The sequence below is a fragment of the Dickeya sp. ws52 genome (genome assembly GCF_007210685.1).
Lineage (GTDB): Bacteria > Pseudomonadota > Gammaproteobacteria > Enterobacterales > Enterobacteriaceae > Dickeya > Dickeya chrysanthemi.
On sequence record NZ_SZVX01000001.1, the window covers coordinates 68,158 to 93,544 of the forward strand.

At 54.7% G+C, this 25,387-nt stretch carries 20 protein-coding genes; 11 read left to right on the forward strand and 9 right to left on the reverse strand.

All coding sequences use genetic code 11. From position 1 onward, the window contains the following. The first annotated feature begins 32 nt into the window (after positions 1-32). Together manA and FDP13_RS00280 are read left to right on the forward strand one after the other, a co-directional pair. The gene (manA, locus tag FDP13_RS00275; RefSeq protein WP_143838133.1) at positions 33-1,217 is read left to right on the forward strand and encodes a mannose-6-phosphate isomerase; all 1,185 of its coding nucleotides are present in this window, start codon (positions 33-35) and stop codon (positions 1,215-1,217) included. Positions 1,218-1,411: 194 nt separating this feature from the next. Next, the gene (locus FDP13_RS00280) at positions 1,412-2,965 is read left to right on the forward strand and encodes a YdgA family protein (protein ID WP_033575920.1); all 1,554 of its coding nucleotides are present in this window, start codon (positions 1,412-1,414) and stop codon (positions 2,963-2,965) included. A 131-nt stretch (positions 2,966-3,096) separates the two neighbouring features. Here FDP13_RS00280 and FDP13_RS00285 read toward each other — a convergent pair whose 3' ends face one another. Next, positions 3,097-3,561: an Lrp/AsnC family transcriptional regulator gene (locus tag FDP13_RS00285; protein ID WP_012769849.1), complete on the reverse strand. Its 465-nt coding sequence runs from the start codon at positions 3,559-3,561 to the stop codon at positions 3,097-3,099. Positions 3,562-3,673: 112 nt separating this feature from the next. On the opposite strand from FDP13_RS00285, the gene FDP13_RS00290 reads away from it, so the two are divergent. After that, positions 3,674-4,636, forward strand: coding sequence for a DMT family transporter (locus tag FDP13_RS00290; RefSeq protein ID WP_143838134.1), 963 nt, complete (start codon positions 3,674-3,676; stop codon positions 4,634-4,636). A 250-nt stretch (positions 4,637-4,886) separates the two neighbouring features. Beyond that, positions 4,887-5,900, forward strand: coding sequence for an adenosine deaminase (add, locus tag FDP13_RS00295; protein ID WP_143838136.1), 1,014 nt, complete (start codon positions 4,887-4,889; stop codon positions 5,898-5,900). 107 nt (positions 5,901-6,007) lie between these two features. On the opposite strand, the gene FDP13_RS00300 is transcribed toward add, so the two are convergent. The 7 genes from FDP13_RS00300 to FDP13_RS00330 all read right to left on the reverse strand — a co-directional run bounded on the left by FDP13_RS00300 (position 6,008) and on the right by FDP13_RS00330 (position 13,655). Further along, entirely contained in the window at positions 6,008-6,466 is a 459-nt protein-coding gene (locus FDP13_RS00300) for an SgcJ/EcaC family oxidoreductase (RefSeq protein ID WP_027712094.1), read from the reverse strand. Positions 6,467-6,642: 176 nt separating this feature from the next. Next, entirely contained in the window at positions 6,643-7,644 is a 1,002-nt protein-coding gene (locus FDP13_RS00305; protein WP_012769853.1) for a bile acid:sodium symporter family protein, read from the reverse strand. 155 nt (positions 7,645-7,799) lie between these two features. Then, positions 7,800-8,849 carry an oxidoreductase gene (locus FDP13_RS00310; RefSeq protein WP_033575917.1) on the reverse strand — a complete coding sequence of 350 codons (1,050 nt, stop codon included), beginning with the start codon at positions 8,847-8,849 and terminating at the stop codon, positions 7,800-7,802. A gap of 190 nt (positions 8,850-9,039) precedes the next feature. After that, positions 9,040-9,990 carry an arabinose operon transcriptional regulator AraC gene (gene araC, locus FDP13_RS00315; RefSeq protein ID WP_027712097.1) on the reverse strand — a complete coding sequence of 317 codons (951 nt, stop codon included), beginning with the start codon at positions 9,988-9,990 and terminating at the stop codon, positions 9,040-9,042. Between the two features lie 69 nt (positions 9,991-10,059). After that, positions 10,060-11,049 carry an L-arabinose ABC transporter permease AraH gene (araH, locus tag FDP13_RS00320; RefSeq protein WP_370512542.1) on the reverse strand — a complete coding sequence of 330 codons (990 nt, stop codon included), beginning with the start codon at positions 11,047-11,049 and terminating at the stop codon, positions 10,060-10,062. A gap of 14 nt (positions 11,050-11,063) precedes the next feature. Continuing rightward, positions 11,064-12,587, reverse strand: coding sequence for an L-arabinose ABC transporter ATP-binding protein AraG (gene araG, locus FDP13_RS00325; protein ID WP_143838138.1), 1,524 nt, complete (start codon positions 12,585-12,587; stop codon positions 11,064-11,066). 84 nt (positions 12,588-12,671) lie between these two features. Next, positions 12,672-13,655 (reverse strand): arabinose ABC transporter substrate-binding protein, encoded by a 984-nt coding sequence (locus FDP13_RS00330; RefSeq protein WP_027712100.1) that lies wholly within the window; start codon positions 13,653-13,655, stop codon positions 12,672-12,674. A gap of 382 nt (positions 13,656-14,037) precedes the next feature. Between FDP13_RS00330 and FDP13_RS00335 the strand changes: the two genes are divergently transcribed. Together FDP13_RS00335 and araA are read left to right on the forward strand one after the other, a co-directional pair. Then, complete coding sequence (locus FDP13_RS00335) at positions 14,038-15,723, forward strand: ribulokinase (protein WP_143838140.1); 1,686 nt, start codon at positions 14,038-14,040, stop codon at positions 15,721-15,723. 53 nt (positions 15,724-15,776) lie between these two features. After that, the gene (gene araA / locus FDP13_RS00340) at positions 15,777-17,288 is read left to right on the forward strand and encodes an L-arabinose isomerase (RefSeq protein WP_027712102.1); all 1,512 of its coding nucleotides are present in this window, start codon (positions 15,777-15,779) and stop codon (positions 17,286-17,288) included. Between the two features lie 472 nt (positions 17,289-17,760). Here the strand turns inward: araA and FDP13_RS00350 are convergent, their stop codons facing one another. Next, entirely contained in the window at positions 17,761-19,473 is a 1,713-nt protein-coding gene (locus FDP13_RS00350) for a polysaccharide lyase family protein (protein ID WP_143838144.1), read from the reverse strand. 653 nt (positions 19,474-20,126) lie between these two features. Between FDP13_RS00350 and ydgT the strand changes: the two genes are divergently transcribed. From ydgT to rsxD, 5 genes are all read left to right on the forward strand, one after another. After that, on the forward strand, positions 20,127-20,342 hold the full coding sequence (gene ydgT / locus FDP13_RS00355) for a transcription modulator YdgT (protein ID WP_027712104.1): 216 nt from the start codon (positions 20,127-20,129) through the stop codon (positions 20,340-20,342). Between the two features lie 631 nt (positions 20,343-20,973). Further along, positions 20,974-21,555, forward strand: coding sequence for an electron transport complex subunit RsxA (gene rsxA / locus FDP13_RS00360; RefSeq protein WP_143838146.1), 582 nt, complete (start codon positions 20,974-20,976; stop codon positions 21,553-21,555). Next, positions 21,555-22,145 (forward strand): electron transport complex subunit RsxB, encoded by a 591-nt coding sequence (gene rsxB / locus FDP13_RS00365; protein ID WP_027712106.1) that lies wholly within the window; start codon positions 21,555-21,557, stop codon positions 22,143-22,145. Before rsxA ends, rsxB begins: the two co-directional genes overlap by 1 nt. Continuing rightward, positions 22,138-24,333 carry an electron transport complex subunit RsxC gene (rsxC, locus tag FDP13_RS00370; protein WP_143838148.1) on the forward strand — a complete coding sequence of 732 codons (2,196 nt, stop codon included), beginning with the start codon at positions 22,138-22,140 and terminating at the stop codon, positions 24,331-24,333. Before rsxB ends, rsxC begins: the two co-directional genes overlap by 8 nt. Next, positions 24,334-25,386, forward strand: a complete 1,053-nt coding sequence (gene rsxD, locus FDP13_RS00375) for an electron transport complex subunit RsxD (RefSeq protein ID WP_143838150.1) — start codon at positions 24,334-24,336, stop codon at positions 25,384-25,386. Position 25,387 lies beyond the last annotated feature (1 nt).

Below are 25,387 nucleotides of genomic sequence, written 5' to 3' on the forward strand. Positions count from 1 at the left end.
ATTAACAATCTGTTTAATGGCAGGAAAATATTATGCAAAAAATGCGCAACAGTGTGCAGAATTATGCCTGGGGCAGTAAACATGCGTTAACAGAACTGTATGGAATTGAGAATCCAGGCAACCAGCCAATGGCGGAATTGTGGATGGGCGCTCACCCGAAAAGCAGCTCACTGCTGATTGACGAGCAAGGGCAAACGCATAATCTGCGGCAAATAATTGATAATGACCAAGCGGGCATATTGGGTGAAGCGGTGTCGAAGCGCTTTGGCGAGTTGCCGTTCCTGTTCAAGGTATTATGCGCCGAACAACCGTTGTCGATTCAGGTTCACCCCAGCAAACCCGCCGCCGAGAAAGGGTTCGCCCGGGAAAATGCAGCCGGCATTGCGCTTGATTCGCCCCAACGCAACTACAAAGATGCGAACCATAAACCGGAGCTGGTCTTTGCCCTCACTCCTTATCTGGCGATGAATGGCTTTCGCGCGCTGGCGGAGATAGCTGAATTACTTCAGCCGCTGGCCGGTGCCCACCCGGCGATTGCCGCCTATTTATCACACCCGGACAGCCAGACGCTGAGCGCCCTGTTTTCCAGCTTGCTCAGCATGAACGGCGAGCAGAAAGCCGCCGCCATTGCCGATCTGAAACGCGTACTGGACGGCCGGCAAGGCGAACCGTGGGACACCATTCGCTTTATTGCGCAGTTTTATCCTGATGATGGCGGTTTGTTCTCTCCGCTACTGCTCAATGTCGTCACACTGCAACCAGGCGAAGCGATGTTTTTGTATGCGCAAACCCCACATGCCTATCTTCATGGCGTGGCGCTGGAAGTGATGGCCAATTCGGATAACGTTTTGCGCGCCGGTCTGACGCCAAAGTACATCGATATTCCGGAATTGCTCGCCAACGTCCGTTTTGAATCCATATCGGCCGACTCATTACTGACATCGCCGATAAAAGCAGCCAACGAACTGAGTTTCCCTATCCCGGTCGATGACTTTGCCTTTTCTCTGCACTATCTTACTGATGTACCGCAGAAGCTAAACCAACAAAGCGCAGCCATTATCTTTTGCGTCGAAGGTCAGGCAGTGCTGGAACGCGGATCGCAGCAGGTGACGTTGCAACCTGGCGAATCGTGCTTTATCCCTGCTAACGAATCACCGGTACAGGTTCTGGGACAAGGCCAGATAGCCCGCGTCTATAACCAGCCTTTAATGGCCTAACGCCATCTATTTCCCTGCGATACCCAAAACATTCGAGTGGCAGGACGACATGCGTTGCGTTTAGAACAGCGCAACGCACCGGTTCGGTGGGGCCGGGCTGCGAACGCTACTACATCGGCAGCGTGAAGAACCGGCAGCGTGAAGAATGACGGGTACCAGGGATATAACACTGTGAATTAACAAGGAAATATAACGTGGCAAAAAAAACAGTTGTAGCCGCCGGCGTCGTTATTGCGCTCGCCGCAGCCTGGGGGGGAGCCTCCTGGTTTACCGGTAAGCAAATTGAACAGCATATGGGCGAAGTCACCAATAATCTGAATGGCGAATTGAAAAATGCCTACCCTCAGGCTGGCGTCAAGGTGGCATTCCGCGATTATCAGCGTGGCCTGTTCAAAAGCCAGGTCGCACTGGTTTTACAGTCAGACGGCAGCAATGCCAATGAACATCTGTTGGGTGCCAATGAGGAAGTGGTATTCAACACAACCGTATTCCACGGCCCTTTCCCGCTCACCGGTAATCAGTTCAGCCTGAAACCGGCCATGGCCGCCGTACACGGTGAGTTAGCCAACACGGAATCCGTAAAAGCGCTGTTTGAACTCACCAAAAACAAGCCGTTTATCACGGCGAATAGCCGTATCGATTATAACGGCGATACCCACTCCGCCGTGACGCTGGAAGCCCTGGACGTGACGGACCAGGGCATGAAAGTCAATTTCAGCGGTACAACTCTGTTGGTCGATCTGGCAGGCGATCTACGCGCCGGTAAAATCGCCGGCAATGTCGCCAGTCTGACGATGGAGAAAACGAATCTGCAAGGGCAGAACGAAAAACTGACGTTGCAAGATCTGGCGCTTAACAGCGATACCCGTAAAGGCAAATTCGATCTCGAAGTCGGCGACGCCAAGCTGACGCTGAAAAAACTGGCGTTGAATGTGCAAAGCGGCGATAGCCTGGTATTAAATGACTTTTCGTTGACCAATCACACCACGGAAGATGACGCAAATCTGGCCGGACAGCTGGCGCTGTCACTGGGGTCGGCATTATTCCGCGACCAAAATCTGGGCTCGTGGAACCTGAATTTCAACTTCTCTGGGTTGGACGGCAAAGGCACTCGCCAGTTTATGACCGAATACCAGAAAAACCTGCAATCGATGCTGCAAAACATCGATCATGTTCCCCCGGAGGTCTACAACCAGCAACTGGCGGCCTTAGTGCTGCATAATCTGCCGCAGTTGCTGAAAGGTAATCCTAGCATCAAGATCGCGCCATTCAGTTGGAAAAACGCTAAAGGTGAAAGTACCTTCACGCTGGCGCTGGATTTAACCGATCCGCTGCAGAAGAGCGCCGCACCGACCGGACAACTTTCCGACGAAGAAGCCATTATTCGCCAGTCGGTCAAAAACCTCGAAGCCCGGCTCAATGTGCCGCTGGACATGGTGACCGAGCTGATGGTGCAGACTGCCGCCAAACCCGGTTCCGATGCAGAGAAAAAACAACTCGAGCAGATGGCGCGCCAGCAGGCGCAATTGATGGCGAATATCGGTCAGATGAGCCAGCTAACCGTCACCAAAGACAACACGATCACCAGCTCACTGCAATACACCGACGGGTCGGTAACCTTTAACGGACGCAAGACGCCGTTGGCGGAGTTTATCGCTCCGTTTATTACTCAACCGGCGGAAAACGTGCCTGAACAAGGCGATGACGCCCCGGAAGCGCCGCAACCGGACGCCTCCGTCAGTCCGTAATTTCCTCAGACTGTCATAGAAACCGACACCGACACGGTGCCGGTTTCATCCGGGCCGACCATCAGGCTCAACATCGGCTCTCTTTTCCGATTCGTGCGCTCCCCCCGGCACTCCTGGTAGCAACGCCACGATCAGAGACGAGGAAAAACCTTCGACCGTTTAACCATCCCATACGCAAAACTTGTTTCGATTGAAGCAATACCGCCAATTTTCTGTAATTTATCCCGCACGAAGCGTTCATAATCACGAAAGCTACTCACCAATACACGTAATAAATAGTCTGCATCACCCGCCATGACATAGCAGTCCATAATGTCGTCAATATTGCCTACCGATTGCTCAAATGTCCGGACCGATGCTTCAGAATGATGCTCCAGACGAATACGCACCAAGGCGGTAATCGGCAAGCCGTAGGCCTCTTCATTTACGATAGCGGTGTAGCCGGTCAGAATGCCGGCTTTCTCCAACTGCCGCACCCGCCGCAGGCATGGCGTTGGCGAGAGATTAATTTTCTCCGACAAGTCCTGGATCGTCAGCCGTCCGTCTTGTTGCAAGAGCGTGATGATTTGTCGATCCGTTGCATCGAGTTTGCTCATAATTAGATGAATCCACCAATATGGGATGAATAAATAGAAGATATAGCAGTAAGTCACCACGGGTAACTACGTATTATGGTCAAAATAAAGACTATTCCCGTAAGGATGTGACATGCAAGCTGAAAACGTAAAAAACCCACGGACGGCGCAGTCGTATCAGCCGGTACAACCGCAGCCTGCCGGCCTGTTGCTGGGCTATGTGGCGATGGCCATTGCCGTGATAGCGTGGTCACTGTTTGCCGTTTCCATCAGAGCCATTAGCGCTTCGCCACTGTCGATTGCCGACGTTGCGTTGTTCAGATTCGGTATCCCTGCCTTGCTGTTGTTGCCCTGGCTCCCCGCACGCCTGCATCAACTATCAAACCTCCGCCTGCGTGAAATCATCGCCATACTTGTTGGCGGCGGCGTCCCCTATTTCTTCATCGCGTCGCTAGGCGGCCACTTAACAACGGCCGCGCATGTCGCCGCCTTGATCGCCGGCACGTCCCCCCTCTCTGTCGCCTTGTTAGCTTTCGTCCTGTTTCGACATCGCGTCGGCACGACACAATTGCGCGCCATTCTGCTTATTTTGGTGGGAGTCGTCGCCATGGTGTTACCGGGATTCAGTACAACCATGATGAACGGTAGTGCCATGCTGCTGCTGGCCAGCCTTTTGTGGGGTGGCTATACGCTGGCAATCCGCCGCAGTGGACTTGATACGATCGGGTGCGTCTTATTGCTCAGTCTTCCATCCGCCTTACTGTTGCTTGGTTTAATGACGACAGGCGTTGTCGAATCACATCTCCGTAGCGTCACGCTGCACGAGATGCTGCCGTTCCTGCTGATACAAGGATTGGGTACGGGAATTATTTCCAGCTTGAGTTATACGGTTGCCGTACAGAAACTCGGGCCAAGCCGCAGTGCGCTGATAGGGTCATTATGTCCGGCGTTGGCTTATTTGCTCGCCGTCCCGTTACTGGGCGAGCATTTTTCTTTGCCTAATGTCATTGGCGTCGTCGTCATTACGTTGGGTGTGATTCTTTCCAATGCGCCATTTACCGCTTATGCCAAAGGCTGCCCCCCCAAAATAGGCTGACGCCAGCGCCTCGTCGATAGATGCAAATAACCAGGTAGCCGGTATTTTCCCGCCTGGGCAGGCGCGGTGTCATCTTGGCTTTGATGCGAAAATTTCTTTTTTATCAATAGAAATATACGTACCTTTATTCTTATACTGCATACCGAATTATCAGACCCTGTCCCTCATGGTGCGGAGCGCTAACGCCAGTATCATGAGGAATATCGCCTGCTGATGGATTTTTTTTATAAAAAACGAGTACAGCTAAAACATGATTGATCCGTACATTCCATTGACGGATATCCATCGCCATCTTGATGGTAATATCCGCCCCCAGACCATCCTTGATTTGGGCCGTCAGTTTAATATCGAGTTGCCCGGCCATGACCTGGCCTCCCTGCTTCCTCACGTTCAGATAGTCGATAGCGAACCCGATTTGATCAGCTTCCTGCAAAAACTGGACTGGGGTGTCGCTGTATTAGGATCGCTGGACGCCTGCCGTCGGGTCGCTTACGAAAATGTGGAGGATGCTATCCGCGCCGGTCTTGATTATACCGAACTGCGCTTTTCTCCCTACTACATGGCCCGTTGCCATCAATTGCCGCTGGAAGGTGTAGTAGAAGCGGTGATCGACGGTATCACTACGGCTTGCCGTGATTATGACCACCGCGTCATGGTGCGCCTGATTGGCATCATGAGCCGCACCTTCGGCAGCCATGCCTGCGAGCAAGAGCTGGAAGCGCTGCTGTCGCACAAAGACGGTATTGTCGCCATCGATCTGGCCGGTGATGAACTCGGGTTTCCCGGTGAATTATTCTCGCCCCATTTTACCCGCGCTCGCGATGCCGGTTGGCGTATCACCGTCCATGCCGGCGAAGCCGCCGGGCCGGAAAGCATCTGGCAGGCAATACAACAACTGGGAGCCGAGCGTATCGGTCATGGCGTCGCCGCCATCATCGACAACGCGCTGATGGAATATATGGCCGAGCACCAGATTGGTATTGAATCCTGCCTGACGTCTAACCTGCAAACCAGCACGGTCAAAGCGATGAACGAGCACCCGCTGGTACATTTTCTGCACCACGGCATTCCGGCCACGATCAATACCGATGATCCGGCGGTTCAGGGCATCGACATCCGTCATGAATATGAAATCGCCGCACCAGAAGCCGGCTTGTCGCCGGAGGATATCCGCCAGGCACAGGAGAACGGGCTGCGTATTGCATTTATCTCCGAGCAGGAAAAACAGCGATTGCGTCAGCGTACCCTGCAACGGCAAGCCTGATTCAGGCCGGCGAATCGGTTCACGGTTTGCCGATAAAAAAAGCGGATACCTTAAGGTATCCGCTTTTTTTCACACAGACAGCGTTATCGTACGCTATCCCGGTATAATCAGTCCTGCGGCTGTACAGACGAGTGATGGCTGGTAATCAACCATTTGCCATCTTTGTAGCCATAGGTATAGGTGTAACGCGCTTTAGCCTGTGACTTATCGCCGAAGGTAAAGGTGTAGTTACCGATATCCAAAGCTTCGTTACAACCGATTTTGATAACGCGGTTATCAATTTTACCAACAGGTTTTTTCGGTAAGAAATGCTCAAAGTAATCAATACGCTCAGCATCTGTTGTTCGAATTTTTCCAGACAACGTCGGCAGTAATACTGCATCGGCGGCATAATTGGCGTTAACTTTCTTGGCATCACCGGTCTGCAGCGATGCATTCCAGCGATCAAACAAACTGGCGATAGCTTTCTCGTCAGTCTTGACACAGGTTTCGGTGTTGGCGGCATAAGCCTGTGAAGTCGCGACAGCACTGAGCAAACTCAGTGAAAGCAAAACTTTTTTATACATGTATGTCCCTCATAAATAACGATTAATTGAAATATCCTTGTATCTGTGAGTCGCACAACCCCGTCTCACATTCGTCCACTATAATAAAGGTTTACTTTGTTGACTATCCCATAAAGTAACTATCTATTCAATAGTTACTTTCAATGGAATGACCACTTAATTACGTGACTTATCAATTACTTTTCGGTCGCCGCTGCTGAATCGCCCGACGGTGCGGTGCGCTTCGCATACCGCTGTGCCAGCGTCGCGCACACCATCAACTGAATCTGGTGGAAAATCATCAGCGGTAACACCATTGCACCGACGGCCGCCGCAGGAAACAGCACATTAGCCATTGGTATACCGTTCGCCAGACTCTTTTTCGATCCACAGAACACGATAGTGATTTCATCCGGGGTACTGAATCCCAGTTTACGCGCCGCCAGCGTAGTGCAAACCAGCACAATTCCCAGCAGCACCAACGAACACACCACCACCGCCAACAGCGACCAGCCATTAATCTGGTGCCAGATGCCCTGTACCACCGCCTCACTAAACGCCACATACACCACTAAAAGAATCGATGACCGGTCAGTGATATTGATCAGTTTACGATGGCGATCAACCCAACCACCAATCAGCGGACGAGACAGATGACCGATAACAAACGGCACCATCAACTGCATGATAATCGAACCGATTGCATGTAGCGTATCAGTTTGCCCTCCCTGGGTATGCATTAGCAATCCGACCAGTACCGGCGACAGGAATACCCCCAAAATGCTGGAGGCCGATGCGCTACAGATAGCCGCCGCGACGTTGCCGCGCGCCATCGACGTAAACGCAATCGCCGACTGCACGGTGGCCGGCAGCGCGCACAAATACAGGAAACCGAGGTACAACCCCGGTGTTAATATCTGCGGAGAGAGGAACGCCATGCCGATCCCCAGCAACGGGAACAGAATAAAGGTACTGGCAAACACCACCAGATGCAGCCGCCAGTGGCCCATCCCGGCGGTAATGGCTTCACGGGATAATTTGGCGCCATGCATGAAAAACAGCAGTGCGATAGCCGCATTGGTCAGGTTTTCGAAGAAAACCTTGGTTGCGCCCTCACACGGGAAAATAGACGCGGTGATAACGACCGCAATCAAAACCAGCAAAAATTTGTCAATTTTCAAGCGTTGTAACCATGCCATAGCGTGTTTGCATCCTTAGACATAAAAAATACAGGCGATCCTAAGATCGCCTGCTTAAACAATGCCCCACTATCAGCAATAAACACCCATAATGCAAGGCTGAAACCTGTCTCGCATTATGGGTTTTCCGTCACAAATCATGAATACCTGGCGGGCTAACTGTTTCTCAACGTCATCGCTTTTTTCTGTTCATGCGAGGTCAGCCCCAGTTCAACCAGTTCCATGACGTTGATGGCCTGCTCAACGGGAACCGGGTTATCGCCTTGTCCCAATAACGCATCCCGAATACCGGCATAGTAAGCGGGATAATGGCCGGGGATCGTCGGCACCGTTTGCGCCGCCAGTACGCCATCGTGATGCAATGTCAGCACGCCGTCGCGGTTATCCTGCCCCCAGTTGTCGTGATCTTCGGGTTTTTCACCGGCTTTTAACTGATCTTCCTGCGGGTCGAGGCCGAATTTCACATAGCTGCCTTGAGTACCATGAATGATATAACGAGCGCTTTCCGCCGCCGCCAACATGGTGCCATGCACCACCACACGCCGTTGGGGATAAATCAAGGTGGCATGGAAATAATCCGTGGCTTTACTTCCGGGGCGCAATTGCGCCAGGTCGGCCTGAATCGCTACCGGCAAACCAAACAGTTGCAGCACCTGATCAATCAAATGCGGCGCCAGATCGTACCAAATACCGCTCCCTTCGCCGCCATCTTCGCGCCAGCGCTGGCGGATTGCCGGCCGATAGCGATCAAAATGCGACTCCATGTACACCACATCGCCCAGCGCCCCGGTTTTCAGCAAATGTTTCAGCGTCAGAAAATCGCTGTCCCAGCGCCGATTGTGAAATACGGAAAGCAGCTTACCCGCGTGCTCCGCTTGTTGACGCAACTCACGCGCCTGTGACAGTGTCACGGTGAACGGTTTATCCACCACCACATGCTTACCCGCCATCAACGCCTGGCGGGCCAGCGGGAAATGGGTGTCATTGGGCGTGGGAATAACAATCAAATCAATATCGGGATCATTGAATAATGCCTGCGGCTCCTGCTCGACCCGCATCGAGGGCCAGTCCGCCTGAACCTTTCCGGCATCACTGCTGGACACGGCCGCCAGCTTCATGCCTGACGTGGCGGCAATTAACGGCGCATGAAACGTCTTACTGGCATAGCCATAACCCAATAGACCAACACGGATGGTATCCGTCATATATTTCCCCTCATTGGCGGACCTGAAGATCAGACCCGTAGTCCTGTTGCAATTAGGCCGCATCCCGTACCGGCATACCGCCGGCGGAACACAGCCTAGTATAGCACTGGGGAAAATGATAATTATCGGACGGTTCCGTGTTCACTGGCAGCCGTGAACGCCCTCGGCGCTCACGGCCGGTTCCGACACGTTACGACGTCGCCACCCACGGATGTGATGCAAGCAACTCTCCCCGCCAGGCAGAGGCATCCAGTGATCTATCCAACGCCGGATGATGGATTTCGCTGTTGCGGCGGCGGAAATCGCTGGGGCTCACGCCGACCCGTTTACGGAACACGCGGGAAAAATAGAGTTGATCGTCATAGCCCACCACCCGCCCGACGGCGGCGATCGACTCCTGAGTCGTCTGCAACAACAATTTGGCGCGAATCACCCGTTGATCTTCGCGCCAGCGCAGGATATTCACCCCTACCTGCTCGCGAAACAAATGCGCCAGCCGCGACGGCGACAAACACACATGGCGCGCCACCTCATCAATTCGCAGCTCACCGGCCAGATTGCCGGTAATAAACTGACAAGCTTCGATCACCCGCGGGTCCATAATCCGCTGCGGGCTCTGCGGGTCTTCCTCCATTGCGCGCAACAGCAGGCGCTCCAGCAGGTTCATCGCCAGCTCTTCGGCAAAACGCCGGCCGGAACGATGGGTCTGTTCAATATTGGCGAACAGTTTATCGAACTCCTGCAACAACCCGGTGCTGGACAGCGTCAGCCGCCCGACGTCGCACCCTTTGCTGTGCCATTCCAGCCAGTCGGCCCAGTACGCCCGCGGCCGGAAATAGACCCAGCGGTGATACCAGCAGTCGCTGCTGGGAGCGCGTCCATAGTAGTGCCGCGAACGGGGGGGAAACAGCAGCAGGTCGCCGGGATTGCAGAAAAACGTATCGTCGCCATCCAGCACTTTGCCCTGACCTTTGATGGTCAGGTTGATGATGTACCCCTTCATGCCGTCCGGACGGTCGATAAAGAAATCCAGCGGCCCACCTGCCAGAATCGGCGTCAGCCCGGCCACCAGATAGGCGTTAAACGCATAACCGGGCAGCAACGGGTTGGGCTGTGACTCATGCGCCATACGGTGATACATGCGGCCTCCTGAAAAGAGATTCTCGTCTGTTATGGGTAGCGCCGGCTCAGGGCCGGCGCTCATCGGTTATCACACCGTTTTCTTCGACAATTGCTTGTAGCGGTCAAAAATCACTGCCGCCAGCAGAATCAAACCACGCACCACATATTGAGCAAAGGGCGAGATATTCAGCAAATTCATGGCGTTTTCCACCGTCCCCAGAATCAACACCCCAGCCACCACATAGGATATCTTGCCGATACCGCCTTTCAGTGACACACCGCCCAGTACACACGCCGAAATCACAATCAATTCATAGCCGATCGACGTCATCGGCTGGCCACTGGTCATACGCGACGCCAGAATGATGCCGGCTGCGGCGGAAACCAGCCCGGACAGGCCGAAAATAATGATTTTGGTGCGAACCACCGGCACCCCGGCCAGCCGGGCCGCTTCTTCATTGCCGCCAATCGCCAGCGTATTGCGCCCAAAGGTGGTTTTATTGAGCAGTAAACCGAACAGCACCATGCAAATGACGGTCAACCAGATCGGCGCCGGCAACCCCAGCCAGTTGGCGTACCCCAACGTGAAGAAGCGCTCATCTTCGATACCCACCGCCTTGCCGTCGGAGATGATGTACGCCAGCCCACGCACGATCTGCATGGTCGCCAGTGTGGTGATCAGCGCGTTGATTTTCAGTTGCGCGATGACAAACCCGTTGATCAAACCGAACGCCACCCCCAGCAACAGCCCGGCGCCGACGCCCAGCCACAAACTTTCACTGAGGTTGATCACTACCGCGGTGGTGACGCCGGCGCAGGCAATCACCGACGCGACCGACAGGTCAAAATCGCCGGAAGCAAGGCAAAACAGCATACCGCACGCCACCATGCCCGACATGGAGATTGCCAGACCCAGCCCTTTCATGTTGACGAAGGTAGCGAAATTCGGCACGAACAACGCACAAGCCAAAAACAGGGCGGCAAACACCACCAACATGCCGTAATTATCCCAAATGCGAGACAGGCTGAAGCCATGAGATTTGCCGGCGTGGGAAGGGGAACTAACCGTAGACATCATCAACTCCTTGGCGGTCAGGCAACCGCGGGTTCAGTAGCAGTCGTTTTCAACATCGCCAGACTCAGGACATGCTGTTCACTGGCTTCATCGTGCAGCAGTTCGCCGGAAATGGCACCTTCGCGCATCACCACGATGCGATCCGCCAGTCCCAGCACTTCAGGCAAATCGCTGGAGGCAAAGAGCACGGCAATGCCCTGACGGGCCAGTTCGTAGATCACGTGATAGATTTCATGCTTGGCGCCGACGTCAATGCCGCGGGTCGGTTCATCCAGCATGATCACTTTCATGTCCTCCGACAGCCAACGGCCAAGGATCGCCTTCTGCTGATTACCGCCGGACAAGTTCATGATCAGCTGCATCGGCGACGGCGTTTTGATATTCAGCGCCTGAATGTGATGATCGGCATTTTCCTCTTCCCAGGCGTCATTGATGATGAAACCGTTTTTAATATGCTTGCGACGGGCGCTGATATTGATGTTGTCCCGCACCGAATGCACCGGAATGATGCCGTCGGCTTTGCGATCTTCCGGGCACAGCATCAAGCCGCGGCGGATAGCATCGCCAGGCGTTCTGGCATGTAATGGCTGACCGTCCAGCCGCACCTCGCCGCCGGTAATCCCTGTAGCGCCGAACAGCGCTTTCATCAGCTCACTGCGTCCGGCGCCCACCAGCCCAAACAGGCCGACGATTTCACCGCTGCGTACGGATAATGAAATCGGCGACTTCACGCCCACCGCTTTCACCTCATGCAGTTCCAGCCGCGGCTCGCCGTGAGGACGTGGCTGATAGCCGTAAATATCGCCCAGATTGCGCCCTACCATCGCCTGAACCAACTGAGCGTGGTCAACCTGCTGCATGTCGCTAAAGGTTTTCACGTAGCGTCCGTCTTTGAACACGGTGATGGCATCGCTCAGCGCAAAGATTTCCTCCATACGGTGCGACACATACAAAATCACCCGCCCTTCGCTGCGCAACTCGCGAATCACCCGAAACAGCTGTTCGATTTCCCGCGCCGACAGCGAGCTGGTCGGCTCGTCAAAGGCGATGATCTTGGCGTTACGCGCCAACGCCTTGGCGATTTCCACCATTTGCCACTGCCCAATAGACAGATATTTCAGCGGGGTGTCCGGGTCGATATCCAGCCCGAGATGCTGTAATTGCAAACCGGCTTCGTAACGCAGCAGCGACCGGTTTACCAGCCCGCCCTTGTGCGGCAGTTGTCCCAGATAGATGTTTTCCGCTACCGTCATTTCCGGCACCAGATGCAATTCCTGATAGATGATCGCCACACCGGCATTCAGCGCGTCCATCGTATTGGTAAAGCGCACCGGCTGGCCTTTGATCTGAATGTCTCCCTGCGACGGCGTGTAATTGCCGCTCAAAATTTTCAGCAAGGTGGATTTGCCCGCGCCGTTTTCCCCCATCAATGCATGGATTTGTCCGGCATGGCAGTCAAAACTGATGTCGTCCAGGGCTTTGACGCCGGGAAAAACCTTGCCGATCCCCCGGAAAGATAAATAAGGTGACTGTACGGTCATTTCAGCATCCTCAATGGGCGCGCCGTCGGCGTGACGGCGCGCCAGTATCCCGCCCGCCCGACACTCTCGGGCGGACCAGGGTCATTACATCAGGCCTTTCTTCTGCAGTTCGGTTTTAAAGTTATCGCGGGTAATCAGCACCACATCGGTCACTTCAGTGAATTTCTGCGGTTCTACCCCTTTGGTTACCCATTCATGCAACATCTGGATGCTCTTGTAGCCGTGTACGTCGGGGCTCGGCAGCAATGAACCGTAGAAGCCGGTTGGCTGCGCTTTAGACAATTCGCTGACCGCATCCACCCCGTTGATGCCAATGCCGATCACGTTGGCTGCTTTGAATCCTTGCCCTTCCGTCGCCCGCACGCCGCCCAGCACGGTATTGTCGTTCATGCCGACAACCAGCCAGTTTTTCACGTTGGGGTGCTGCACCAGCAGCGAGTTGCCGGCATCAAATGCGCCGGGGATATCGTTGGATTTGGTCGGCACCTGATAAATCTGTTTTTCCGGGAATCCGGCGGCTTTCAGCGCCTCCATCGATCCGGAGGTACGACGGCGAGCGGTGTCCAGCTCATTGGCGGTGATCGCCATGACCGCCGTTTCCTGAAGTTTCCAGCCGCGCTTTTGCATTTCTTTCCATAATTCCTGGCCCTGACGTTCGCCAATCTTGGTGGCGGCCATCATCACCAGCGGGACGGTGTCCATCGGTTGCCCTTTGGCATTCACAAACTGGTCGTCTACCGCGATGACTTTCAGGTTATAACTGCGCGCCTTGGCGACGATGGCCGACCCCAGCTTCGGGTCGGGGGTACAGATGACAAATCCTTTGGCGCCGCTGGCCGCCAGGCTGTCGATAGCATTGAGGGTCTTCTCGCCGTCGGGTACGGCTATCTTGATAACGTCAAATCCCAAGTCTTTACCGGCTTTGTCGGCAAACCGCCATTCGGTCTGGAACCAGGGCTCCTCCGGCTGTTTGACCAGAAAGCCCAGCTTCATATTTTCCGCGATAGCCGATTGTGACATAACCGCAGCCAGCCCAATCGCCGCCAAAACCTTAGTGAATTTATGCATGGTCTTCTCCGCTCATTGTTATCTTTAACACGATGGCAACCGGAGGTGCCATCACGCGTGTAAACGCTCTCAGTAAGATGTTGTTTTCTGGAACAATGAAAAAACAAAGGGTTATTCTGATTCTATCCTCCGTTTTCCTTTAGACGCGTAATTTGTAGCGGGTATTTCCACCACGAAGAGAGAGCACAATCACATTCAGAAACTACAGCTGGTTTGTACATAGATTCAGCAAATTTAACCTGCCATTAACTTATGACCGCCATCACAAAACCCCTGCGCGCGACAGAAAAATACATACTTCCAGCTAACCGCTCCTCACGGCGCCGGTACGGCCTGTCTATCGTAAACAGCGTGATCCCTACGATTAACAGGAGCAGCAACGATGAGTGCGGGCGCCATTACTCTCGGTCTTGATTTTGGCAGCGATTCTGTCCGTGCGCTGGCGGTGGATTGCCGCAGCGGGCAGGAATTGGAAACAGAAGTGGTCTATTATCCGCGCTGGCGTCAGGGACAATATTGTCACCCCGCCAGCAACCAGTTTCGCCACCATCCGTTGGATTACATCGAATCACTGGAACTGGCGATTCGTACCGTGGTCGCACGATTGACTCCCGAACAACGCCAGCAGATAACCGGTATTGGCGTCGACTCCACCGGTTCAACGCCGGCGCCGATAGATGAACAAGGTAACGTGCTGGCGCTACATCCGGAGTTTGCGGATAACCCCAACGCCATGTTCGTGCTATGGAAAGATCACACCGCCATTGATGAAGCCGAAGCCATCAACCAGCTATGCCGCAGCGGCCAGTTTCCGGATTACACCCGTTACATCGGCGGGGTGTATTCATCGGAATGGTTCTGGGCCAAAATTCTCCATATCACCCGGCAGGACCCGGCGGTGCGTCAGGCGGCGGTCTCCTGGATAGAACTGTGCGATTGGGTACCGGCCTTGCTCTCCGGCACTACGGCGCCGGATGCCATTCGTCGTGGTCGTTGCAGCGCCGGACACAAATCCTTGTGGCACCCCGACTGGGGTGGATTGCCGCCAAAAGATTTTTTACAGGCGTTGGACCCTTGCCTGACGGAAAAACTGCACTACCCGCTGTTTACCGAAACCTGGACCGCCGATCATCCGGTCGGCACGCTGACGCCGCAATGGGCGCAGCGCTTAGGATTACCTGAACATGTCGTTATCGCCGGCGGCGCCTTTGATTGTCACATGGGCGCGGTCGGTGCCGGGGCGCAACCTTATACGCTGGTCAAAGTTATCGGTACTTCGACCTGCGACATTCTGATAGCCGACGCGGATCGTGTCGGCGACAAGACGATCGCCGGGATCTGTGGTCAGGTCGATGGCAGCGTGGTGCCCGGTTACATCGGTCTGGAAGCCGGACAATCCGCCTTCGGCGATATGTATGCCTGGTTTGGCCGTGTGCTGGGCTGGCCACTGCAACTGGCCGCCAGTGAACACCCGGAATGGCAGCCGCAACTCGATCAACTGCAATCCAGCCTGCTGGCCCAGTTGACGCAAGCCTGGGCCGCTTCCCCGTCGCTCGACCACCTGCCGGTGGTGCTCGACTGGTTTAATGGCCGCCGTACGCCGTTCGCCAATCAGCGCCTCAAAGGCGTGATCACCGATCTTAACCTCGGCACCGATGCCCCGGCGCTGTTCGGCGGGTTGATCGCCGCCACCGCGTTTGGCGCGCGCGCCATCATGGCTTGCTTTGAATCTCAGCACATTCCGGTGGAAAACGTGCTGGCGCTGGGAGGAATTGCCCGCAAATCCGCCACCATTATGCAAGTCTGCACCGACGTGATGAATCGCCCGATGCAGATCGTCGCCTCGGATCAATGCTGCGCGCTGGGTGCGGCCATCTTCGCCGCCGTCGCGGCCGGAGCACATCCGGATATTCCCTCTGCACAACGGCATATGGCCTGCGGTATCGAACGCACCCTGATGCCGGACCCACAACGGGTCGCCCGTTATCAACAGCTTTACGAACGTTATCAGCAATGGTGTCGGCTGGCGGAACCTGCTTACGCCCCTCACGCTGGGGCAAACGATTAAGTATTTGCCGAACATCATTTTATATCCCGCTGGGAACCTAAACAGGAGTCATCATGGAACAATTTAAGCCGCTCGAAGTCTGGTTTGTGATTGGCAGTCAGCATCTGTATGGCCCGGAAGCGCTGCGTCAGGTAAAAGAGAACGCCGAAAAAGTCGTGAATGGCCTGAACCGCGACGCCAACCTGCCAGTGCGGCTGGTACTCAAACCGCTGGTCAAAACGCCGGATGAAATTACCGCGTTGTGCCGCGACGCCAACTATCAGGATAACTGCATCGGGCTGCTGGCCTGGCTGCATACCTTCTCACCGGCCAAAATGTGGATTGGCGGCCTGAGCATCCTGAATAAACCGCTGTTGCAGTTCCATACCCAGTTCAATGCCGATATCCCGTGGGACAGCATGGATATGGACTTTATGAACCTGAACCAAACCGCCCACGGCGGGCGCGAATTCGGTTTTATCGGCGCGCGTATGCGTCAGGCGCACCAGGTGGTGGTCGGTCACTGGCAGGATCGCAATGCCCATGAACGCATCGCCAAATGGATGCGGGTCGCCGCGGCATTGCAGGAAAGCCGCCAGCTTAAAGTGGCGCGTTTTGGCGATAATATGCGGGAAGTAGCGGTCACTGAAGGCGATAAAGTCGGTGCGCAAATCCAGTTTGGTTACGCCGTCAGCGCCTGGGGGCTGGGCGATCTGGTCGGTGTGGTGGATGATGTCGGTCAGGGCGACATTGACGCGCTGATTGAAGAATATGAGGCGACCTACACCTTAAGCGATGCGGTCAAACTGCACGGCCCTAAACGGCAGAATCTGCTGGATGCGGCGCGCATCGAAATCGGCCTGAAACGCTTTCTCGATCAGGGCGGTTTTAGAGCCTTCACCACCAATTTTGAAAACCTCTACGGCCTCAAGCAACTGCCCGGCGTCGCGGTACAACGACTGATGCAACAAGGGTACGGCTTTGGCGCCGAAGGCGACTGGAAAACCGCCGCGCTGTTACGCGTGATGAAAGTCATGGCGCAGGGATTGCCCGGCGGCACCTCCTTTATGGAGGATTACACCTATCATTTTGCACCCGGCAACAATCTGGTATTGGGCGCGCACATGCTGGAAGTGTGCCCGAGTATCGCCAGCGAGGCCAAACCGCTGCTGGATGCGCAATACCTTGGGATCGGCGGCAAAGCGGATCCGGTACGGTTGATCTTCTCCGCCCCGGCCGGATCGGCGCTGAACGTCAGTATGATCGATCTGGGCGATCGTTTCCGTTTGCTGGTCAACCAGGTCGATGCCGTCGCTCAGCCGCATCCGTTGCCGAAGCTGCCGGTCGCCCGCGCGCTCTGGCAAGCACAGCCGTCGCTGGAAACCGCCGCCGAAGCCTGGATTCTGGCCGGCGGCGCTCACCATACCGTGTTTACGCAGTCGCTGGATCTCGATTACCTGCGGTTGTACGCCGACTTGCACAACATCGAGTTGACGGTCATTGATCAGCACACCACCCTGCCGGCCTTCAAAGACGGGCTGCGCTGGAACGATCTGTATTACAAGCTGTGCGGACACCGGGCATAACGCCGACGCCCCGCAGGTAAAGGACAAAGCCGACACAACGTGTCGGCTGAGGCTGTTGACAAACAGCCGGGTTGTCTTGTGAATGGTGAAGTCTGCCTATTCAGTGAATAGTTTCGTGCGGGATAAACGATGTGGTTCCTCTGCTATTTCATCGCACGCACGACAAGGAGAGGTGCAAGCGCCACCTCTCCTTGACCTCTGGCTGGTGGCTAAACTGCGGCGCTACGCGCTACCTTCGGCGTTCGACTTCGCGGTTCGGGCCGCCCGTGACGTGTTCCCAACACGGCACGGGCTTTCGCGACGTCCTGTCGCTCACCCGGCGAAGTCGCCCACCTCAGCGCAGTTTTTGACGCCGGAAAGATGCTTCATCCTGTACTTAATGCGTTTGTCAGCGGTCTGAAGCCGACACAACGTGTCGGCTTTGTTATCTTGTCGGCCATGTTCAGCATCCCAAACATGGCCGTTCACATCGTTATTTCGTTAATGTCACGGCATCGTACATGAAAGTGCCGCCATTGAGCGTGAAGGTAATGGTGTTATTGCCATCGCGCAGCAAACCACTATCGATAGAAATTCGTTCGTAGTGATATTTACCACTGTTCATTGCCCCACGGTATAACGCCTTGTCATTGTCATACTGAATGTCTTTTACTTTGGTGCCGTTTACCAACACCGACAACGAAGGCGTCGTCGGGTTGGTCATCCCGCGGTTGCTAGCCGCAGCGAACGCCACATTCAGCACCCTGCCGCTGCCGTCGGCACGGTCGACATAGTTCACATTCCAACTGCCGGGGTTGGTCTGGGCGTAATACCAGTCCTGCGCCGCGCTCGACTGACCAACGGTGTACGTCAGATTAGCCGGTACATCATTCTGCCAGTGATAATTACGCAACTGATCGCCAAAACGGAATTCAGACGCCAACCGGTCGCTCTTACCGATAGACCAGACCACCGGAGCGGCCTCAGACAGTTGAATCGTCGGTATCTGCGTGGCGCCGGTTATATTCACTACGTCGCTGTAGAGCACACCCGGTCGGTTACCGCCGTTGGCGTAAACCGTCAGGGTATATTTGCCTTTGCGCACTTTATCAAAGCGGAAATTACCCTGATTATCGGTATTGGTGGTAAAGGCATAACCCAACGTCTGTACATCCGACGCTTCATTCAACGAGGACGATAGCGTCACGTTTAGTGGTTGCGTCGTATTGATACTGCCGGAAACACTGGCGCGATCCAGCGGGAAGCGGCTGTCATTGACCCACTTATAAGGCCAGTCGGCGATTTCCTGCTGGCTACGCGTCAGCGCATCGCGATACATCTGGTCATCCGAGCCCGCATTCACATACAACAACCAAGGGCCATACAGTTTCTGCCAGCCCGGAGGCGCTATCAGATCCGGTGTACCGAAATGCGAACCGGTCATATACATGATCGCCAGGCCATCCTGATGCACCATCAAATCCTGTTTGGTGTCATCACCGGACATATACTCGGTACTGCCTGGAATAATCCACGCGCCGATATTATTGCCGTATACGCCCCACACCGGTGTTTTACGCATATAACCGGCGAAATCGTATTTGGAGTAATAGCTGCCGTCCGGCAATTTCCAGGTCTCATCCTGGATTTTTTCAAAGTTATTGAGCTGGGAATAAAGATAGGGCTTCGTGGTGCGAATACCGTTGGAGATATGATCGAGCAGGAAGGGGTTAAACCGGTATACGCCACGTAATTCACTGACCGTGAGATTAGATGAGGTATCATTACGCGCTACCGCGTAGCTGTAAATCCCACTCACGCCACGCCGCACAATGAAATGATATTCCAGGCTCAGCGTGCTGGTTTCATTATCGATATAAGCGACATGTACAATATCTTTACTGTTCTCGATAACAGAAATCTGTTGTGGTTTAAACTTCAAAAATGAGCCTGAATAATAATCCAGATAGCCGGTACTGCTTTTGCCGAGCGCATTAACCTGACTATTGGCTTTATCGATCAGATTCTGGCTACCGTTTGACAGCGTACCAATGCTGCCATCACTGCCGATAGCAACAGAAACCAGCCCATTATCAATTTGCGCTTTCATGCCTGAGAGCGCCATACTGACGTCAGACGATGATGCCGCCTGCGCCAGCGAAGAACAGAGTATGCTGACTGCAATAAGATATGTTCTACCTTGCATATACGTTTTCCCTTTTATCCACGTCATCGACACGACCCGAACCCAACGGAAAAAACCGGTTGGATGTCATTACCGGCCTTTCCTTCGTTAAAGGGCGAAAACACTTGCCCTTCCGCCGCCTGAGCGGAATTCCATTCTGTGCAACCGACGCTATCCACACCTTTTTACCATTGCCCAGCCAGCCAGGATTGTGGCAGAAAAACAAAGAAACACCTGTCGGCTTTCTCATTTTCCAGTCATACCATTTTCTGCCGCCATGCGAGACGTGCAGCGTTTTACTCACAGTTTGTGAAATACCTCACCAATTAAACCATCAACCCGATATCGATACCGCGTCGTCCTTCAATATGTCGACCTTCAATATAATGTACTTTTTATTATCCAACCTGTTCACAATACAGCCAACTTAGCGGGTAATCAGGGTATACCCGTCATATACCCGTCATATACCCGTCATACTTCAAGTTGCAGGAAGGCATCGACATCGCGAATTCTCAGTTACTGACTCTGGTAAGAGTCAGGACCAGTGGGGAAAGCCGACACCCCGACAACTTGACGTACGACGGATATATTTTTGAATACAATACTGGACAGAATCATCACGGGGAATATACTAAATCTTCTAAAATCACATCATTGATAAATTTGCGCAAATGAGCGTTTACGAGTATTTGTTAAAATTCAGAAAAGTTAATTCACTAGAAAGTCTTGAGAAATTATTTGATCACCTTAATTATTCTCTGACTGACGATCACGATATTATCAATATGTATCGTGCAGCCGATCATCGTCGCGCTGAATTAGCGGCCGGTGGAAAATTGTTCGATATTGGGCAAGTCCCGAAATCAGTCTGGCATTTTGTTGTCTGATGCTCACTTTGTTTTCTGATGCTCATTTTGTTTTCTGATGATAGTGTGGTCTGACAATATATTTCCCCTCACTAATTTGAGCATCCGGCCAATACGCGGGTGTATTGAACTACGTAACGCATCAGCCCTTGAGGGCAAGGCGCAATTATCTATGGGCCAAGTAAGACATGGGCCCAATACACCGGTGACGTGAAGTATGACGGTATAGCATAGATGTCGGTATAGTATAGATGCCCATGCAGCCGTCATCTCTGTTTCACACTGATTTACGCCATGTCCGTGTTCATATTTGCTTACCTTTTATCGCCTCAAATTATCGCTCGTCTCAGATTACCGCTCTATACCCCGAATATACCCAAAACAATTCGAGTTGCAGGACAACACGCTTGCGTGTTGAACAACGCCACGCGTTGGCCAGACTCAGCCGGGAGCCGTGGTGAACGCCGCTAGCTGCGGCACTGAAGAGACGGCGCCCATATGAGCCGGGAAAAAAACAACGCACCGGCAACGTACAGTATGGCGGGTATATCACCCGCTCTGCGCGCAATCGCCTAATAACCCCACAGAGGGTAAGTTGCCGAATGCCGGACAATGCCCGATAATACGCCGGTTTTATTATGTAGGCACTGTAATGAGCGAATATGTCTTACTGTTTGTTGGCACGATTCTGGTCAACAACTTTGTACTGGTAAAATTCCTGGGGCTGTGCCCGTTTATGGGCGTGTCCAAAAAGCTGGAGGCCGCCATCGGCATGGGGTTTGCCACCACATTTGTGATGACGCTGGGGTCGGTATTCTCCTGGCTGGTCAACACCTATGTGCTGTTGCCGCTAAACCTGCTCTACCTGCGTACGCTGGCCTTCATTCTGGTTTTTGCCGTCGTGGTACAGTTCACTGAACTGGCGGTGCGCAAAACCAGCCCGGCGCTCTACCGCTTATTGGGTATCTTCCTGCCGTTAATCACCACCAACTGTGCCGTGCTTGGCGTAGCCTTGCTGAGCGTGAATCAATCGCACGATTTTCTGCAATCGACCCTGTATGGTTTCAGCGCCGCCGTCGGTTTTTCGCTGGTGCTGGTGTTGTTTGCCGCATTGCGTGAGCGTCTTGCGGTGGCTGATGTACCGGCACCATTCCGGGGGTCGTCTATCGCACTGGTGACGGCCGGGCTGATGTCGCTGGCCTTTATGGGCTTTACCGGTTTGGTGAAACTGTGATGACCACCATCTGGATAGCCATTGCAGCGCTCAGCGCTCTGGCCTTAGTCTCCGGCCTGGTGTTGGGGTTTGCCTCCCGGCGCTTCAGGGTAGAGGCTGACCCCGTCGTGGAACAATTGGAAGCCATGCTGCCGCAGAGCCAATGCGGTCAGTGCGGCTACCCCGGCTGCCGGCCTTATGCCGAAGCGATTGCGCTCAATGGCGAGCAAATCAATAAATGCGTACCGGGCGGCGAACCGCTGATGATCAAGCTGGCGGAACGCCTGAATATCGAACCGCAACCGCTTGACGCCGGAACACCGCAAAAACCGGAGCCGCAAGTCGCCTGGATTGACGAGGAAAACTGCATCGGTTGTACCAAATGCATTCAGGCCTGCCCGGTAGACGCGATTATCGGCTCCACCCGCGCCGTTCATACCGTCATCCGCGATCTGTGCACCGGCTGCAACCTGTGCGTGGCGCCCTGCCCGACGGATTGTATTGAATTAAGACCTTTAGCCCCGACGACCACCAACTGGAAATGGAACCTTGATGCCATTCCGGTACGCGTCATCCAGGCGGAAAATCGTGTGATCGAAAATCATGTTTAAGCTGTTCGCCGCCTTCAGAAAAGACAGAATCTGGGATTTTTCAGGTGGAATTCATCCCCCGGAAATGAAAACCCAATCCAGTCAGGTGCCGCTGCGTCAGGCACCTATACCTGACTATTTGATTATCCCGCTTAAGCAGCACCTCGGGCCGGAAGGCGATTTGTGCGTCAACGTCGGCGACCGGGTGTTGCGCGGGCAGCCGCTGACGCGAGGTTTCGGCAGAATGTTGCCGGTGCACGCACCGACATCCGGCACCGTGCAGGCTATTCGTCAGCACATGAGTAACCACCCTTCCGGACTGACCGAGCTTAGCGTCATCATCATTCCCGACGGGCAAGACCGCTGGTGCGAACGCCATCCTCTTGTGAACTACCGGCAAGCAACGCCCGCCGAATTAGTTGATAAGTTGCATCAGGCCGGCATCGCCGGATTGGGCGGCGCCGGTTTTCCCACCGCCGCCAAACTGCAGGGCGGTTTACGCGGCATCGATACCCTGATCATCAACGCCGCCGAGTGTGAACCTTATATCACCGCCGACGACAGGCTGATGCAAGAGTGCGCCCAGGAAATCGCCCAAGGGATTGATATTCTTGATTACCTGCTACAGCCGCAACGCATTCTGCTGGGTATCGAAGACAATAAACCGGAAGCCATTGCCGCACTGCGTGTGGCGCTGGTGGATTATCCGCGCATTCAAATGCGCGTCATCCCCACCAAATATCCGTCTGGCGGCGCCAAGCAGCTCACCCGTATTTTGACCGGCAAAGAGGTGCCGTTCGGCAAACATTCATCAGCTATCGGCGTACTCATGCAAAACGTCGGGACTGCGTACGCCATCAAACGTGCCGTTATTGACGGCGAGCCACTGACTGAACGCGTCGTCACCCTCACCGGTGATGCGTTACGCCAGCCGGGCAACGTCTGGGCACGGCTGGGAACGCCGGTACGTCATCTGTTACGTCATGCCGGTTATCACGTCACGACCACACAACCGATGGTGATCATGGGCGGGCCATTGATGGGCTTCACCCTGCCGGCACTGGACGTTCCCATCATTAAAACCAGTAACTGCATTCTGGCTCCCGCGCGTGATGAGATTCAGGCGCAGGGAGAAGAACAAGGCTGTATTCGTTGCGGTAAATGCGCCGACGCCTGCCCGGCCGGGCTGTTGCCGCAACAACTCTATTGGTTTAGCCGGGGGCAAGAACACGAGAAAGCACGTCGACATCATCTGTTTGATTGCATCGAGTGCGGCGCTTGTGCGTACGTGTGCCCCAGCAATATTCCACTGGTGCAGTATTACCGTCAGGAAAAAGCGGAGATCCAGACGCTGGATCTGGAATCTCGCAAAGCGGCGGAAGCCAAGGCGCGTTTCGATGCCCGCCAGGCGCGGTTGGCAAAAGAAAAACAGGCGCGAGAACAACGTCACAAACAGGCTGCCGCCAGCGTCGCCGTCACCGATAAAAATGCGGTCATGGCGGCGCTGGAAAGGGTGCGGAATAAACAAACCGCGGCCATTCAGCTTGATATTCGTATTGAACCCGGCCAGCAGCCGGATAACAGTGCGATAATCGCCGCCCGCGAGGCCCGCAAAGCGCAGGCCCGCTTGCGTCAGGCTGAAAAAGCGCTGAACGCACCGGAAAATGATGGACCGAAAGCGGCTGTCGCGGCCGCAATTGCCCGCGCTCAGGCCAAACAGGCCGAAGCTCAGCAGTTGTCCGCGGTTGCCGAAACACCGTCCAACGACGCGGCAGATCCACGCAAAGCCGCCATTGCCGCCGCGATCGCCCGAGTCAAAGCACGTAAAGCAACACAGCATAGCGACGATGAAAACGTGACGGCGTCACCGGAAGCGACGGCAGCGGCCGAGCCACCGCAAAGTAGCCCTACCGCCGCATCACACGAGGCGCTTCAGAACGAACAAATCGACCCGCGCAAAGCCGCCGTGGCCGCCGCTATCGCCCGGGTCAAAGCACGTAAGGCAGCACAGCATAACGACGATGAAAACGTGACGGCGTCACCGAAAGCGACGGCAGCGGCCGAGCCGCCGCAAAGCAGCCCTACCGCCGCATCACACGAGGCGCTTCAGAACGAACAAATCGACCCGCGCAAAGCCGCCGTGGCCGCCGCTATCGCCCGGGTCAAAGCACGTAAAGCCGCCGCATCGCTGGCATCGCAAGAGGATTAAATGGCTTTCAGAATCGCACCCTCACCCTTTACCCATAACCGCCAGTCCACCCGCGCGATTATGCGTTGGGTCTTGATCGCCTGTGTGCCGGGTATCGCGGCGCAAGCCTGGTTTTTCGGTTACGGCAACCTGATTCAACTGGCACTGGCCAGCGTTACCGCGCTCTTTACTGAAGCGGCAATATTGCTATTGCGAAAACGCCCGGTCATCGACACGCTACAGGACAGCTCCGCATTATTGACGGCGGTACTATTGGCCGTCAGCCTGCCGCCGTTTACTCCCTGGTGGATGGTCGTACTGGGCACCACCTTCGCCATTATCATCGCTAAGCAGTTGTATGGTGGGCTGGGTCAAAATCCGTTCAACCCGGCCATGATCGGCTATGTCGTGTTGCTGATATCCTTTCCGGTACAGATGACCAGTTGGTTGCCGCCGGACGGGCTACAGGCCGCTCCGGTCGGGTTCGACGATGCGCTGGCGGCAATATTCACCGGGCACGGAACGGCAGGTCAGACTATCCAGCAACTGATTCAGGGTGTGGATGGCGTCAGCCAGGCCACACCGCTGGATGCCTTCAAAACCGGGTTACGCAGCGGCCATCAACCCGATACGTTGCTGCATCTGCCGTTATTGGGTGGTGTATTGGGCGGTCTGGGCTGGCAATGGATTAATCTGGCATTTCTGGCCGGCGGCCTGTTTATGCTGTTACTGCGGATAATCCACTGGCAGATTCCGTTTAGCTTTCTGCTCACCTTGTCCTTGTGCGCACTGGCGGGTTGGCATCTGCACCCGGACGTTAGCGCCCCGCCGTTGCTGCATCTGTTTTCCGGCGCCACCATGCTGGGTGCGTTCTTCATTGCCACCGACCCGGTAACGGCTTCCACGACCCCAAGAGGCCGACTGATTTTCGGTGCGTTAATCGGCATACTGGTATGGACGATTCGGACCTACGGCGGTTATCCCGATGGCGTCGCCTTTGCTGTGTTGCTGGCCAACATTACCGTGCCGTTGATTGATTACTTCACTAAACCGCGCGCTTATGGCCATCGCTAAG